Here is a 15,299-nt window from a genome sequence, read left to right on the forward strand (position 1 = left end):
GCAATTCCTGCTCAATGATGTAGCTGTCGCTGGTGCCGGTATTCAATCGCCATGTGGCGGCACAGTTTGTGTTTAGCGCCGCGCTGAACTGCGTTGTGATGGTGTTGATCAACGGCTATCTGTCGCAGTGGCCGCTGATAATGACGCTGGCTGTGTTTGTCCTGTACGTGCTGTTTTTCCGTTTGATGAGCCAAGGGCCGCTATTTTTGTTCGGCTCAATAGGCGTCGTGTGTCAGTGCATGATGCTCAATTTTATGAGTTACCCGACCACCGACTGGCACACGCTACTGTTCTCCATTATTGAGGCCTGCGTGATGGCATTAGGCTTAAGCGCGTTGATGTATTTTCTGTTTCCGGATGTTGAACCTCGTTTGCGCCCGCCGCGGGTAGTGAAAGATGCCGCCCCGGTGCGTCATGAATCGCTGCTTGCGGGCACGATAGCGACGCTTATTTTTGTGGTTTTCCAGCTTTGCGAGCTCAGCGACTCTCTGGCGGCGCTGATGGCGGGTGTGCTGATCCTGTTTCCCATGAACTATCGCGGCGCGGTGCTGAGTGCCATCTGGCGCGTGGTTGGTGCGACGCTGGGCGGCCTGTACATCCTGCTGATACAACTGCTTCTCTACGACAACAGTAGCCATATGCTGCTGACCATGCCGCTGGTGGGTATCGGGCTGGCATTCGGCGTGCGGCTACATGTGATGGAAAAGGTGGGGACGGGCGTTGGTTTTCCTGTTTCACCACCATTAGCATTTTGTTCAGGCAGAGCTTGCGGTCTGACAGCGATCTGATGTTTGGCGACCTCTATCGTATGATCTTGGTGGTCGTTGGCCTGCTCGCGACGCTGGCAATGGTGTTTGTGCTGGATCTGGTGCTCAACTGCTTTGCGGCGACGCGCTATATGAATGCACCGCCAGGAGAATAAACATCAGAAGATCTCATCTGCTGGATTTTTGCTTTGATGCTCAACGTATTCGGCAATCATGCCGTCCGGATGGCGAACCAGCATGTTCCAGCCAGTGGGGACGCGCTTCACCGGATTGATAATCGTCGCGCCGGTAGAGGGCAGGTGTTTCTCCCAGGCGGCAATGTCGTTGACCAGAAAAGTGGCCTGGGTGGCGCGAAAAGGCGCCAGGCTCTTATCGGTTCCTCCGATTAAAAGCACCGAACCCACCTGGGCCAGTTTGAGATCGTATTCGGGATAGTCGAAGCGCAGTCTTGCCTCCTGCGCAATCAAGGTTTCATAAAAGGCAACCGTTTCGTCAAAACGACTAATCATGATGCATTGACGGGTCAGTATATTCAGAACTTTCATCATGCCTCCTTCGTGATTTCCACAGAAATAGCGTAGCAGCACAGGGGGAAAGGGATTCCTGTATCACCGTTGTTTTAACCCAAAAACACTGGAGATAATTATGAGCAATAACGCAACAATTACACTTGTTACCGGTGGGAGTCGTGGTTTGGGCCGTTCTACGGTAGAAGCGCTGGCTCGCCGGGGCGTCAACACTCTCTTTACCTATAAAGCGAATCACGCCGAAGCCAATAAGGTTGTCGAACGGGTTAAATCTCTCGGCGCAACGGCGATCCCGCTGCAACTCAGTACGGGAAAGGGTCACTTTTGACGCTTTCATCGAGCAATTTAAGGTTGCACTCAGGGAGTTGGGAGCCGATAAATTTCATTATCTTGTCAATAACGCAGGTAACTCCAGCGGGATGGGGTTTCTAAATGCTACTGAGGCAGAATTTGATGCGCTGTACGACATCCATGTGAAAGGCGTCTTTTTCCTTACGCAAAAACTGGTGCCGCTGATGGTCGATAGGGGGCGGATCGTCAATATTTCATCCGGCCTTACCCGTATCGTTATGGCGAATCGCGCACCTTACGCGATCATGAAATCTGCCGTCGAAACCATGACGAAATACATGGCATTCGAGCTGGGCAGCCGCGGTATTGCGGTGAACTGCGTTGCGCCGGGCGCGATTGCCACCGATTTCAGCGGTGGGGTAGCACGCGATAATCCTGAGGTTCCTAAAGCCATCTCCGCCATGACGGCGCTCGGACGTCCCGGGCTGCCTGACGACATTGGCCCGATGATTGCCTCATTGCTTTCGGAAGACAATCGTTGGGTCAACGCACAGCGTATTGAAGTCTCGGGCGGTATGCGCATATGAGCATATTCTTAATAAAATTAGATAAAGTGAAGTAGATATCTCATTCTCAGGATTGGCTTATCCGCTATCTTTGATGGGGAAGTAATGAACCAGATCACAAAACAGAAAACTTTTTTGCCTGCGGTAAAAATGTCGGTATCAGTTTATGCAGATAAGAAAAAACCATTATCAGGTATGGTGTTACAGCACGGGTACATAACCAGGTACATAACCAGGCACTGATGTCAGCCGCTGCTGGGCTGGCGCAGCATGAGGCGCCAGCCCAGCAAAGCAATCAGATATTCTGACCGCCCGACACCTCTATCCGCTGGGCAGTTACCCACCGGTTGTCGTCACGCAGCAGGCTTGCCACCATCAGCCCGATATCATCCGGCACGCCCACGCGGCCAAGCGCGGTCATGGCGGCAAACTGCGCGTTTACATCCGCGTTGTCGCGAACCAGACCGCCGCCAAAATCGGTTTCAATGGCGCCTGGTGCGATGGTATTGACGGTAATGCCGCGCGCGCCCAGCTCGCGTGCCAGATAAACGCTGAGCATTTCCACAGCTGCTTTTGCCGCAGCGTAAGCGGAGAATCCAGGGTACGATACCCGGGTTAGGCCGGACGAGAAGTTGATGATGCGCCCGCTGTCCGCCAGCAGTGGTAAAAGGGTCTGGATCAGGAAAAATACCCCTTTGACATGGACATTGAACAGCCCGTCGAACTGCGCTTCGGTGGTCTCGGCTACCCCGGCAAACTCGCCATGACCTGCGTTATTTATCAGGTGGTCGAAGGTGTCGCGTTGCCAGACCTCGGCGAGTTGTTGACGCAGCGTTTTAGCAAATGCTGGAAAACTCGTAGTCTCGGCCATATCCAGTTGAAGCGCGATCGCCTTCCGACCAAGGGTACGGATTTCCGCGACAACCGCTTCAGCCTGGGTGGTATTTCCTCTGTAAGCGACGATAACATCGCTGCCCTGGCGGGCGATGGCGAGTGCAGTGTTGCGTCCGAGGCCACGATTGGCGCCGGTAATCAGTGCGATTTTAGACATGTTAACTCTCCTTTGTTGTGTGTGTTCCTACTCTAGGCGGAAGCTTTTCGTCTGCTTTGCCTGATTCTTTTTATTTTTTGCTCATTCCTCCTGAAGGGGGTCGCAAACCAGCAAAACAGTGCATACTGAAGCATCGAAACTTGCCTGAAAGGATTTTATGGACGCCACGCTATTTGAACTTTGCCGTCGTTATGCCGATGCCCACGTCAGCCAGTGTGGTGTTGCCGCCACGCCGGTTGCCGGGCTGACCATTGTGCGTGCTATGCATCCCGGCGAGCTGCAGGTGGCTATCGCCAGGCCTCTTATCGCCATGCTGCTGCAGGGGCGAAAACGCGTGACCACGGGTGCCAGTGGGTTCGAATATGGTCCCGGTGAGGCGATGGTTATCGCAGCGGATATTCCGACCACCAGCCAGATCGTGCAGGCCAGCCAGCGTCATCCCTATTACGCGCTGGTGCTGGAGTTTGATCCCGTTATCCTGCGTGAACTGCAGGACGTCGTGCCTGCCTTGCCGACAAAAACTCCTGCTATAGGCATTCAGCCCTTCGATCGTGACGTGACGGATGCAGCCCGTCGTCTGGCAGGGCTTTTTGACCAGCCGCAGGCGCTGGCGCTTCTCGGGGAAGGATTACGACGTGAGTTGCATTATTGGTTATTGCAGAGCGTACATGGCCCGGCTATTCGCGCTCTTGGCGCAGTGGATAGCCACGCTGCCAGAATTGGCCGGGCGGTGGCGATTTTACGTAAAGAGTATATGCGCGCCGTGCGCGTGGAGGAGCTGGCTGGCGCGGCAGGAATGAGCGTATCGGTTTTTCATCACCATTTTCGGGCGATCACCACGCTTTCTCCAGTACAGTTTCAAAAGCAGCTACGCCTGATCGAGGCTCGTCGTGAATTGCTGGCGGAAGGGGCGGGGATTGCCCGAACCGCCAGCCTGGTAGGGTATGCCAGCGTTTCACAATTTACCCGTGACTACGCCCGGATGTTTGGTACGCCTCCCGGGCGCGACAGGCGAATAGCGAAAGCGGAAGCATAAAGCAAAAGAAAGGGGGGTGAGTCACGGGAATATTTCCGCAGTGACATGCACTTTATTTCCCATGCGCGCCTCTATGATTTTATAAGTCTTGCCCCCGTCTTTGTGCGCCTGCTGGCGAATCTGGCTTTCCGCATGCTCAAGCGTGTCGCCCGTGGCGGTGATGGTTTGGGCGAACAGGCAAAACGGCATAACAGAACTGATAAATACAATAATATTCAATATTTTCATGAAATTAACACCCCAATACATTAATGAAAATATGCCCTAAGCCAGGAGGCGATATCCTGAGTCGGAATATTATTTTGTGCATTCCATGTGTCGCTTATTGGCCACCACATGCCGTCGCCCCGGGCAAAAGCCGCGCGATAGCGCAGCATCTGATCGTCAGGTTGCAGACGCAGTTGATCCAGCAGCACCGACAGAGGGAACGCTTTTTTCGTGAAGGTCTGCTTTGTGACCTGCTCGACCGTTTCCGCCAGCTCCCCGTAGGAGGTCGTTTCACCCGCTACAAATACCACCTCATTGCGGATTTTTGGCTGATGTAAATAAATCGCGGTTGTCAGGCGGCCAATATCCTGCGGCGAGGTAACGGTTACCCGGGTGTCCCATCCACCTGGCGCGTGAATCGTTTTTTCCGACAAATTCACCACATCAAACGCGGGTTCGAAAAGAAAACTGGTGAACATACCGGTTGAGATAATTACCCATTCCGTCTGGTTTTGCGCCCGCAGCATCGTTCTGACGTCATATTGTTCATCCCATACGGGCTGACCGCTTCCTTTACCCACCACATCGTAATTAACGCCAAACTGCCACGGGAAATAGCGGTTTACACCCGCCTCCAGCACCGCGCTGGTGATCTTTAGCTGCGTTCCCGGCCCGGCGACGAAACCCATACAGTTGATAACGGTGTCAAAGCCGGCAAAGTGGGGTTTTAACGCGGCGATGGAGCTGTCTGCGACGTCGACAGCGATAAATTTAGCGCCTGCGTCGGCGAGCTTTTGATGCGTTTCGGAAATTAAATTCCCATCTTCATCAAAAGAGCCAGGAGAAACTATGACGCAGACGCTGCCGTTCTGCGCGGTGACCGCGGGAACCAGCGACTCAAGGACCGCAGCACCCAGTTGTCCTGCTCCCAGCACCAATACGTTTTGATCGGTTGTGACGTTATCTTTTTTCATCATACATCCTCACTCTGTTAAGCCTTTATTTCTGGCGTGTAAAGCGAGTTTATGAGAAGGGCGGCAGGTCGATAAGATCACCGTTACGGGTTAGACTGTTCGCATGAGTGGGATAATATGAGGCTGAGATGGACAAACTCGAATCAATGCAGCTTTTTGTCGCCGTGGTGGATGCGCATGGTTTCTCCCGGGCGGCGGAGGTACTAGGAGTGCCGCGCTCAACGGTTTCCAGAGTGGTTAAGGAGCTGGAGGCGTGGCTTGGAAGCCAGCTTTTGCAGCGCACCACCCGCAAGCTCAGCGTGACCGCAGAAGGGCGGCGTTACTATGAGGAGTGCAAAAGGGTACTGGCGGATATCGCAACTCTGGAATCATCCTTTCCCGGTCGGTCAGCAGAACCCGCCGGGCGTTTTAAAGTGGGTATGCCGCACTCGTTTGCCCGGCACTGCATTCTTCCCCGGCTGCCTGAATTTTTGCAGCGCTACCCCGCACTGAATCTGATTCTTTGTTCGAGCGATTATGTGGAGGATATTATTCAGGAAGGGTATGACTGTGTGATCCGCAGCGGCAGAATTGAAGATTCTACAACGCTGGTTGCCCGTCCGCTGGCCACATTTTCGTGGAAGGTGCTCGCTTCTCCTGCCTACATCAAAACTTACGGCAAGCCAGAACGGCTAGACGATCTGGAGCGTCACCACGCCGTTGGCTATCTCAATCACGCCACGGGGCGTACCACCGGGTGGCTTTTTAAGCTGGATCAGGGGGATTACGCGCTCCGTATGCGGGAAACGCTGGTGGTGGATGATACCGACGCCTACATCCAGGCTGGTGTTCAGGGACTTGGGTTAATTCGCATAGCCAGCTACCTGGCCAGGCCCTGGCTGCAAAGCGGAGCTCTAATCTCCTGTCTGGATAACCTCTCTTATGAATTACCGCTTTCGCTGGTTTATCCGCAGAACCGATATTTACCCATGACGGTGCGCGCGTTTTATGACTGGAGCCGGACGGTGTTACAGCAGCCCGACAGCTTATAGTCAAAAGCGCTGCATCGCTTGTACCAGCCGCGCCATCATCCAGTTTAGCGCCGGATCCTGCGCCCGGCGTTTGTGACGCATAATGCACAGCGTAAACGCGGGATAGGCCACAGGCGTCACGCTGGATCGTAAATCGAAATGCTGCTGCCAGCGCCGGGCGAGCCCTTGTGGAACCGTGGCAAATACCGGCATCGCTTTTAGCATCAGGGGAAAGGTTGAAAAATTGGGCGTAACGTAACGTACCCGCCGTTGCAATCCCTGGCTCAGAAGCTGTCGATCAATTTCACTATGATTTGATTCGCGATACGACACCATAAGGTGTTCATAAGCAATAAAATCGTTTATGGATAACGGGCCTTTATGAGGGATCTGCTGTGGTGACCAGAGCGTCGTCATTTCCATCTTCATCACCGGCTGGCTGACGATTTCACCCGTACTCGGTTTATTTAGCGAAACGGCAATATCTACGGCATCTTCTTCCAGCAACCGACGGACCTGAAAGGGATCGGCGGCGATGACATGTAGACCGACGCCCGGCGCCTCCTCTGCGATATCAGGTAATAACCCCGGCATCAGCCAGTGTTCACTCCAGTCGCTCATGCCGATCCGAAACGTATGTTTAGCCGTAGCGGGAGAAAACTCCTGAGCACCAAACATTACTCCATGCAGGTTTTCCATCAGCGGCTGCACATGGGTCATCAGCGCGTCGGCGCGTGGCGTCGGCAGCATTCCTCTGGCGCTGCGTACGAACAGCGGATCGTTGAACATCTTCCGCAGCCGTTTTAGCGCCCCACTGACGGCAGGCTGCCCCAGATGGAGAACTTCTGCGGCAGAGGTAACGCTGCCCTCCCGGTATAACACCAGAAAGACCGTCAGCAGATTTAAATCAATCCGACTGAAATCATTTTCAATGATTTTCTTCATCATAATAATCGATTTGAATGTTATCTCTGTCAGCAGGATAGTGAACATCATCCTGATAAATCAACCGGGCGCCTGGTGCGCGGAGGGCATGATGCAACAATATCGAACAGGTGACAGCCTTATTTTTAAAGTGCAGGAGCGTGTTATTCACATGCCTGCTGCGGATTTATATCCTGATAATGCCGGTGTAGCAGATTCAGTTGAAGCCTGCCAGCCGATCCCTCTTTCCATCCACAGTTGGGTTGTACGCACTCCCGACGATGTTATTGTGATCGATACGGGGACCGGTAACGATCGGGAACGGGGGAATAACCCTTTATTTCATCAGTTAAAAACGCCTTTTCTGGAAAATTTTCTGGCGTCAGGTATTCAGCCAGAAGAGGTTACGCTGGTATTAATGACGCACCTTCATACCGACCATGTCGGCTGGAATACCGTCTGGCGTGACGATCGCTGGGTACCTCTTTTTCCCAACGCGCGCTATATCTGCTCTGAAAAAGAGTTGATACGGGTTAAAAACAGCGACCGCTACCGGAATTTATGGCTCGACAGCCTGTTGCCGGTTATCGATGCGGGCCAGCTGGAAACAATTGATGTCGCCACGCAACCGGTGTTTGGCGGCAGATTACGCTATATGCCAACGCCGGGACACAGTCCCGATCATGCGGCGTTGATTCTCTCCTCCGGCGGGGAATATGGCTTTTTTGCCGGCGATATCGCGCATTCACCGTTGCAGTTTAGCCACCCGGAATGGCATTCGGTGTTCTGCGGCGATCCCCGGCTAGCGGAAGAGTCACGTCGCCGGGCGATGGCCTGGTGTGAGGAACATCAGGCTCTGTGGTTTAGCGCCCATTTCGCCGGGAGCTCCTGCGGCTGGCTGAACAGAGAGCACGGGCGCTATAGCTGGAGTGAGGCAGAGGGTATCGATGATAAATAATCGGCCTCTTATACTGGTTCTCGGCGCCCCGGCTCAGCAGGGCGGCTCGGTGGCGAGAGCATTGCTCAATCAGGGCTGACGGGAACGCGGCGTGAGCCTTTCCCGTAAGCGTTCAACCTCTGCCGACTGGGCGTTTAACCGTTAACCTTTATTCCCGGGCCGCAAACGGGCCCGGGACAAGGGACTATCGGGATAATAACAGCGGCGCATAATCCATATTTTCTAAATCCTCGAGCAGACCGGGGCCGACTGGCCGCCATCCCAGCTGCTGACGAGTCCAGGCAGATGAGGCATGCAAATTCATAGCGACAAAATGCGCAAATCCGCCAAAGTGGGATTCAGCTTCTGCTGGCGAGAGCGAAATTAACGGCAGACTGAGTTTTCGCGCCACTACACCGGCGATATACCGGAAAGGAACGCCTTCTTCTGCCACCGCATGGTAGCGTTTTCCTTGCTCACCTTTCTCCAGCACCAGCCGGTAAAGGGTTGCGACATCAGTGACATGCGCTGCCGACCAGCGGTTACCGCCAGCACCAAGGTACGCCACCGTGCCTTTCGCAACAGCATGCTCAATATAGAAGGTGATGAGACCCTGGCGGTGAGTATCGTGAACCTGGGGCAGGCGGACGACACGGACGTTCACCCCTTCGTTGAGGAGAGCATTGCCTGCTATTTCAGAGGCGACGCGGGGATTAACATTATCGGCTTTGAACTGATCCTCCCGGGAAAAAGCAGTGGGGCTGTCATCTCCGATACCGGTACCGGAAGTGATAATCAGCGGCCGGCTGCTTCCCTTCAGCGCCTGGCCGAGCGTGTAAATAACGCGCCTGTCCTTCTCGCAGCTCTGTGCAAAATGGTGAAAATCGTGATCAAACGCGGTATGAATAACTGCGTCAGCGCGCTGAAGTGCCGGGGCGAGAGAGTCGGGCGCCTCCAGTGTACCGCGATAAACGTCAGCGCCCGCATTTATGATCGTTTGCGCGCTGGTTTCCGAGCGGGCGAGGCCGGTAACATGATGCCCGGCTGCCAGTAGTTCCGTCAGGATCCGGGAGCCAATGAAGCCACTGGCGCCGGTGAGAAAAATACGCATAGCACACCTCGAGATTAGGATTCATGCTCAGGGTAGCGCTATAGTCATACGATAAAAGTAGAAACATTATCAGGGTATAAACCTTAACAGGATAACGATGATGCAAACGACTGTGCAGTCGCTTGGCGACTTTTTGCGGGCGCGGCGCCTGCGTCTCGATCCCGCTGACTTTGGTTTTATCGCTGGCAGACGGCGCACGCCAGGGTTACGCCGCGAAGAGGTAGCCCAGCTCGCCTGTATCAGCCCTGTCTGGTATACCTGGCTTGAGCAGGGGCGGGGAGGCGCACCTTCGCAGGAGGTTTTAAACCGCATCGCCAGCGGACTGCGCCTGACCCCAACAGAGCGGGACCATCTGTTTATTCTGGCATTTGGCCACCGCCCTGAAGCACAGGTTATCCTTTCCACCGATATCACCCCAAGACTGCAACGCCTGCTGGATGCGTTCACTATCCCGGCCATTATCAAAACCATCTCCTGGGATGTGGTTGCCTGGAACCGCGCGGCGACCTGCATATTAACCGATTATGGAGCACGTCCTGTGGAGGAGCGTAACGTGCTGCGCCTGCTCTTTACCGATCCGGCGGTTCGCCACGCCCAGGAAGACTGGCAAACCGTGGCGCGGCTGGTGGTCAATACGTTTCGTGCCGATATGGCCCGGACGGAAAAATCGGCGCAAACCGACAGCCTGATTGTCGAACTTTCCCGTATTAGTCCCGAATTTGAGGCGTGGTGGCGCAGCAATGATGTCGCCAGCCACGGCGAAGGGGTCAAGCGCATCTGGCATCCTCAGGCAGGCGCAATCGATCTGGAGTTCTCCACCCTTGCGATAGAGGGGCGGAGCGATTTGCAGATGCTGGTTTTTAACCCGGCGAATGAAGAAAGCCGCAGCAAAATGGAACAGCAGATCCATCAGTTCTCGCATTTGGCAATTCCTGCTTTTAAACCATCCGTTCTTTGATACTTACCCTGATAACTATTATCTTACTGGTGAGCGAGAAGAGGAGATCCTATGGATGAAGAAGCGCTGTTTGCCCGCAGGCCGATGGGGATGCGGATGGCAATGGTGGTGCGGCAGTTTCGCGCGGTCATTGACGAGACCATTTCCGACACGGGGTTAACCCAGTCGAGCTGGACGGTCATGATGCAGCTTAGTCAACTAGGGGATAACGTCTCGGTCAGCGAACTGGCGGAGGTGCAGGGTATTGAGCTGCCGCCGCTGATGCGCACGCTCGCACAGCTGGAAAAGCAGGGCTATCTGCTGCGCGTCATCTCCCCATATGACAAACGCATCCGGCTGCTCACGCTAACACCAGAGGGAAATGCGGTACTGCAACGAGTAAGGACGGTGATTGAAAATTGCCAGACTCGCGTAACGCAGGATATTCCTGCAGATAACCTTGCGGTATTTAGCACGACGTTAAACCACATCGCCCGCAATTTACGGAAAATGCGCGAAGACGATCGCCAGGGGTAATTAACCATGACCGCCGAACAAAAATTTGCCCATTGGGTAAGGGCCACTATTGCCTTTTTTCTGCTGCTTTTTCTCTATTTTATTTTTGCCGATCTCTGGATCCCGCTGACGCCTGATTCCACCGTAATGCGCGTGGTTACACCGGTCTCGGCGCGCGTCTCCGGCTACGTGTCGTCAGTGTATGTCCATAACAACAGCCAGGTTAAAAAAGGCGATTTGCTGTTTGAACTGGACCCGACCCCCTTTATTAATAAGGTTCAGGCGGCGCAGATCGCACTTGAGCAGGCGCGGCTGGCTAATCAACAGCTCGACGCGCAGATCGCCGCCGCGCGGGCCAATCTGAAAACAGCGCAAATCACCACCCGCAACGACAGGGTAACGTTCGACCGTTATCAACGGCTCAGCGCTATGCAGAACGTCTCGCAGCAGGAACTCGATCAGGTCCGCACCGCCTGGCAGAGCAGCGAGCAGACGGTCAGTTCACTGAATGCGACAATCGATAATTTGCTGATTCAGCGCGGCGAACGCGACGAGAAACGCAACGTTACGTTGCAAAAATACCGCAATGCGCTGGAAGAGGCGCAGCTTAACCTGGCATGGACAAAGGTCTACGCGCAGACGGACGGCACGGTCAGTAACCTGCAGCTCAGCTCGGGCTTTTATGCGCTCTCCGGCTCGGCAGCGCTGGCGCTGGTCAATAATCAGACCGATATCGTCGCCGATTTCCGGGAAAAAAGCCTGCGCCATACCCGTGAGGGCACCGATGCCTCGGTGGTCTTCGATGCTTTACCGGGCAAGGTTTTTCACGCCCATGTTGTCAGCAGCGATGCGGGTATCCTCGCGGGGCAGCAGGCGGTTAATGGTCAGTTATCCCAGCCGGAAAGCTCCAGCCGCTGGGTAAGAGACGCGCAGCGGATGCGGATTCACGTAACGCTGGATGATCCGTTGCCACAGCATCTGCCAACCGGCGCACGCGCCACGGTCCAGCTTTACAACAGCGAAGGGATGCTGGCGCGTTTCTTCTCCGGAGTGCAAATCCACCTGGTGAGCTGGTTACATTATGTTTATTGATACCCTGAGGCAGGCGCTGACTCTCCATGGTCAGCGCCTCTATACGGCGAATGATTTTCGCCAGACGCTGCGGATCGTGCTGGCAGGAATGATCGCCCTTGGCATCTCCTGTTTTTATAACACCACCTATACCGTTTTTTATGTCATCTATCCGATGATGCTGCTCTCCCTGGTGCCGGTGTTTAACCGCTTTGTGGTAAAACAGTTTCTTTGTGGCGCTATGCTGAGCTGCATGATGACCATGCTGTTTGTCGGCTGTCTGTCTCAGTGGCCGCTAATCATGACGCTGGCGGTGTTCAGCCTGTACGTTCTCTTTTTCCGCCTGATGAGCCAGGGCACGCTGTTTCTGTTAGGCTCTATCGGGGTGGTGTGCCAGAGCGCGCTGCTCAATTTTATGAGTTACCCCACAACCGACTGGCACACGCTGATCTTTTCCATTATCGAAGCGAGCGTGATGGCGCTTGGCCTGAGCGCGGTGATGTATACCGTGCTGCCGGATGTTGAGCCGCGGGGGCGTCCGCCGCTCATCGTGAAAGATCCCGCGCGCGTGCGCCACGAATCGCTGCTGGCCGCGACGGTGGCCACGCTTATCTTTATTGTTTTTCAGATATGCGATCTTAGCGATTCCCTGGCTGCGCTGATGGCCGGCGTATTGGTTCTCTTTCCAATGCACTATCGCGGGGCGGTGCTGAGTTCACTCTGGCGGGTCGTGGGCGCGACGCTTGGCGGCATGTATGTTCTGCTGGCGCAACTGCTACTCTACAGTAACGACGGTCATCTCTTATTGATGATGCCGCTGGTGGCTATCGGGCTGGCGTTTAGCGTGCGATTGCATGTTATTGAAAAAGTGGGGGCAGGAGTGGGCTTCTCCTGCTTTACCACCATCGCCATTATGTTTGGTCAAAGCCTGCATCCGGGGAACGACCTGGTATTCAGCGACCTCTGGCGAATAATTTCGGTTGTGGGAAGTATTTTGATCACGCTGACGCTGGTATTTATAATTCATCTGCTGCTTAATCGCTTTGCGGCGACGCGCTATATTCCGTCACCGCCGGGGCAATAATCTGCCGATCTGACTTATCCTGTAATACCCGCCACGGCACCTGACTTGCGGGAATGGGGCGGGAAAAAAGATAGCCCTGCAGGTAGTCGCAATCCATCTCAATCAGCATCGCTTTTTGATCTTCGTTCTCAATGCCTTCGGCCACCACTTTCATCTCCAGCGAACGGGCAACGTTAATAATGGTCAGCACAATTTTGCGGCTTTTATCATTCTCGGGCATGCTGGCGATAAAGCTTTTATCAATTTTTAGCTCGCGGGCGGGCAATACGCTGAGCATCAGCAGGTTCGAATAGCCGGTACCAAAATCATCAAGCGAGATGGTAAATCCGGCGTGGCTAAATGCGTTAAGCAGTTCGATGCTGCGTTCAAGATTTTTCAGCGCTGTGCTTTCGGTCACTTCAAGAATAAGGCGGGAGGGGGCAAGATCATATTTCGCCAGCGTACGGGTAATAACCTCGAAAATATCGGGCTGCTCAAACTGAACGGCGGATAAATTATACGAGAGCGTCCAGTGGTGAAAACCCTGATCGGTCCAGAAGCGAAGCTGGCGGCAGGCCTGCTCAATCGCCCATACGCCAACCGGTATAATCAGCCCGGTTTTTTCCAGCGTCGGCAAAAAGGCGTCCGGCGCCAGCACGCCTTTTTCCGGATGGTTCCAGCGCAACAGGGCTTCAAAACCGTGTATTTCATGCCGCTCAGCCAGATAGAGAGGCTGATACCAGAGTTCGAACTGCTGGCGCTCAAGCGCCAGATTTAAATCTTTATGAAAGCCAGGGTCGGTGGTGAAAATGCCTGACATCTCAGGGCGCCATACCGCCCAGCCGTTGCGCCCCTCCTGCTTGACATGGCTCATCGCCGCGTCGGCTTTAAATGTCAGTTCGTGCAGAGTCTCTCCATGCTCCGGCCAGACGCTGATGCCCATGCTCAGGGTGACGTTAATCTGATGATTCCCGATCGTAAGAGAAGGGCGCATCGCCTCCAGCAGGGCGGCGGCCAGCGCAGTTGCTTTTTCGGCGTCGCTGTCGGGCAGCAGGAGAATAAACGCATCGCCACCAAGCCTTGCAAGGGTCATTTCAGGGGTGAGTCTGGCGGCGATCCGCTGCGCGATGCCCAGCAGCAGCGCGTCTCCTACATAATGGCCCCACACATCGTTCACCTCTTTGAAACGGTCGACGTTGATAAAGAGCACCGCAAACGAGGTGCGCTTTTGCAGCGCGTCACGCAGACAGGCCTGCATGGAGAGATCCATTTGATAACGGTTAGCCAGCCCGGTCAGCGGATCAAAACGTGCCTGCTGCTCCAACTGTTTATTTAACTGCCGCAGATTTTCCATTAAGCGTAGCGCCCGAAAATGAGAGTCGACCATCGATACCACGAGCATTATTCCGAGCAGCGTCAGGGTGGTGACGCTAACCCACATCGCGAGGCCGGTTTCACCGATACCGCCCGGCAGGGGCTGGCTCTCATGAGGAAAATGGGCGGCATGCATGCCGGTGTAGTGCATCGCGCAAATCGCCAGCCCCATCACCGCGGCAGCGCCGATGCGGTTTATCACGACCCCTCTATGCTGGTTACGTAAATGAAAGGCGAGCCAGAGCGCCACCCCTGCGGCCAGCATGGCGATGACGATCGAGAGCGCCACGAGAGTACTATTCCAGCGGACAGGCTCGCTAAGCATAAGGGCGGCCATGCCGGTGTAGTGCATCGCCACCACGCCCGATCCCAGAATCAGCGTCGCAATCGCCAGCCGAAGCGGAGAGCGCCGGTTCCCGGAGACCGCAATATTCAGCCCCAGCGTCGCCGCGAAAATAGCGATCAGCAATGAAGCGATGGTCAGCGTCAGATGGTAGCTCATCGGTATCGGCATGTTCATCGACAGCATCCCGATAAAATGCATGGACCAGATCCCAATCCCCAGCGTCACCCCTCCGGCGAGACGCCAGAACAGCGCTGCCCTGCGGGTCACCATCGTCATCTTAGCTGCACTCTCTAATGCGACAAAAGAGGCAATAAAAGCAACCAGGTACGAGGTCGCAATAAGTAAAGGGTGCCAGGTGACAGTCAGCATACTGTGATCCAACGCATATTGCGTAGTTGAGTAGAACGGCAGAATCTGTTTAACAATAATGAGCCATACAGAGTTAAGCAATAATTATGTCAAAAGGCTATGTTTAGCATTATAGAAAGCGCTTACCTCAGCAATAGTGCCAAAGGTTTAAGCCATGCTAAATCGATGCCAGCGACTGACTTAAAGCTGCTTTACTATTAACCACTATAAAGCATCAGTAAA

Annotated in this window: 14 protein-coding genes and 2 pseudogenes; 9 read left to right on the forward strand and 7 right to left on the reverse strand. The window is 54.4% G+C overall.

The annotated features are described in order from the left end of the window. Window positions 1–23: 23 nt before the first annotated feature. A pseudogene (locus BN3796_RS14490) lies at window positions 24–922 on the forward strand (DUF2955 domain-containing protein); the annotation flags it as partial. Between the two features lie 3 nt (window positions 923–925). Here the strand turns inward: BN3796_RS14490 and BN3796_RS14495 are convergent. Then, complete coding sequence (locus tag BN3796_RS14495; RefSeq protein WP_061709061.1) at window positions 926–1,312, reverse strand: VOC family protein; 387 nt, start codon at window positions 1,310–1,312, stop codon at window positions 926–928. 100 nt (window positions 1,313–1,412) lie between these two features. Here BN3796_RS14495 and BN3796_RS14500 point away from each other — a divergent pair. Further along, window positions 1,413–2,172 (forward strand): annotated as a pseudogene (locus BN3796_RS14500) (SDR family NAD(P)-dependent oxidoreductase). Between the two features lie 274 nt (window positions 2,173–2,446). Here BN3796_RS14500 and BN3796_RS14505 read toward each other — a convergent pair. Further along, window positions 2,447–3,202 carry an SDR family NAD(P)-dependent oxidoreductase gene (locus tag BN3796_RS14505; protein WP_061709062.1) on the reverse strand — a complete coding sequence of 252 codons (756 nt, stop codon included), beginning with the start codon at window positions 3,200–3,202 and terminating at the stop codon, window positions 2,447–2,449. A 157-nt stretch (window positions 3,203–3,359) separates the two neighbouring features. On the opposite strand from BN3796_RS14505, the gene BN3796_RS14510 reads away from it, so the two are divergent. After that, a complete protein-coding gene (locus tag BN3796_RS14510) occupies window positions 3,360–4,238 on the forward strand; it encodes an AraC family transcriptional regulator (protein ID WP_061709063.1) in 879 nt (292 codons plus the stop codon). A gap of 21 nt (window positions 4,239–4,259) precedes the next feature. On the opposite strand, the gene BN3796_RS14515 is transcribed toward BN3796_RS14510, so the two are convergent. Beyond that, the gene (locus BN3796_RS14515) at window positions 4,260–4,466 is read right to left on the reverse strand and encodes a YdgH/BhsA/McbA family protein (RefSeq protein WP_061709245.1); all 207 of its coding nucleotides are present in this window, start codon (window positions 4,464–4,466) and stop codon (window positions 4,260–4,262) included. Window positions 4,467–4,486: 20 nt separating this feature from the next. Next, on the reverse strand, window positions 4,487–5,419 hold the full coding sequence (locus tag BN3796_RS14520) for an aromatic alcohol reductase (RefSeq protein WP_061709064.1): 933 nt from the start codon (window positions 5,417–5,419) through the stop codon (window positions 4,487–4,489). A 128-nt stretch (window positions 5,420–5,547) separates the two neighbouring features. Between BN3796_RS14520 and BN3796_RS14525 the strand changes: the two genes are divergently transcribed. Beyond that, window positions 5,548–6,450 carry a LysR family transcriptional regulator gene (locus BN3796_RS14525; protein WP_061709065.1) on the forward strand — a complete coding sequence of 301 codons (903 nt, stop codon included), beginning with the start codon at window positions 5,548–5,550 and terminating at the stop codon, window positions 6,448–6,450. Here BN3796_RS14525 and BN3796_RS14530 read toward each other — a convergent pair whose 3' ends face one another. Continuing rightward, the gene (locus tag BN3796_RS14530; protein ID WP_061709246.1) at window positions 6,451–7,374 is read right to left on the reverse strand and encodes a LysR family transcriptional regulator; all 924 of its coding nucleotides are present in this window, start codon (window positions 7,372–7,374) and stop codon (window positions 6,451–6,453) included. 91 nt (window positions 7,375–7,465) lie between these two features. Between BN3796_RS14530 and BN3796_RS14535 the strand changes: the two genes are divergently transcribed. Continuing rightward, window positions 7,466–8,311, forward strand: a complete 846-nt coding sequence (locus BN3796_RS14535) for an MBL fold metallo-hydrolase (RefSeq protein ID WP_061709247.1) — start codon at window positions 7,466–7,468, stop codon at window positions 8,309–8,311. 184 nt (window positions 8,312–8,495) lie between these two features. Here the strand turns inward: BN3796_RS14535 and BN3796_RS14540 are convergent, their stop codons facing one another. Further along, the gene (locus BN3796_RS14540) at window positions 8,496–9,401 is read right to left on the reverse strand and encodes an SDR family oxidoreductase (protein WP_061709066.1); all 906 of its coding nucleotides are present in this window, start codon (window positions 9,399–9,401) and stop codon (window positions 8,496–8,498) included. 97 nt (window positions 9,402–9,498) lie between these two features. Between BN3796_RS14540 and BN3796_RS14545 the strand changes: the two genes are divergently transcribed. The 4 genes from BN3796_RS14545 to BN3796_RS14560 are packed head-to-tail and all read left to right on the forward strand — an operon-like array spanning window position 9,499 to window position 13,009. After that, window positions 9,499–10,359 (forward strand): helix-turn-helix transcriptional regulator, encoded by an 861-nt coding sequence (locus BN3796_RS14545; protein ID WP_061709067.1) that lies wholly within the window; start codon window positions 9,499–9,501, stop codon window positions 10,357–10,359. 51 nt (window positions 10,360–10,410) lie between these two features. Next, window positions 10,411–10,875, forward strand: coding sequence for a MarR family winged helix-turn-helix transcriptional regulator (locus BN3796_RS14550; protein ID WP_061709068.1), 465 nt, complete (start codon window positions 10,411–10,413; stop codon window positions 10,873–10,875). Between the two features lie 6 nt (window positions 10,876–10,881). Next, the gene (locus BN3796_RS14555) at window positions 10,882–11,946 is read left to right on the forward strand and encodes an HlyD family secretion protein (protein ID WP_061709069.1); all 1,065 of its coding nucleotides are present in this window, start codon (window positions 10,882–10,884) and stop codon (window positions 11,944–11,946) included. Beyond that, on the forward strand, window positions 11,936–13,009 hold the full coding sequence (locus BN3796_RS14560) for a DUF2955 domain-containing protein (RefSeq protein WP_061709070.1): 1,074 nt from the start codon (window positions 11,936–11,938) through the stop codon (window positions 13,007–13,009). The genes BN3796_RS14555 and BN3796_RS14560 overlap by 11 nt, the downstream gene beginning before the upstream one ends. Here BN3796_RS14560 and BN3796_RS14565 read toward each other — a convergent pair. Continuing rightward, window positions 12,960–15,077, reverse strand: coding sequence for a putative bifunctional diguanylate cyclase/phosphodiesterase (locus tag BN3796_RS14565; protein WP_061709071.1), 2,118 nt, complete (start codon window positions 15,075–15,077; stop codon window positions 12,960–12,962). The two genes, BN3796_RS14560 and BN3796_RS14565, sit on opposite strands and share 50 nt — an antisense overlap. Between the last annotated feature and the right edge of the window lie 222 nt (window positions 15,078–15,299).

This window comes from Pseudenterobacter timonensis (assembly GCF_900021175.1).
Taxonomy (GTDB): domain Bacteria; phylum Pseudomonadota; class Gammaproteobacteria; order Enterobacterales; family Enterobacteriaceae; genus Enterobacter; species Enterobacter timonensis.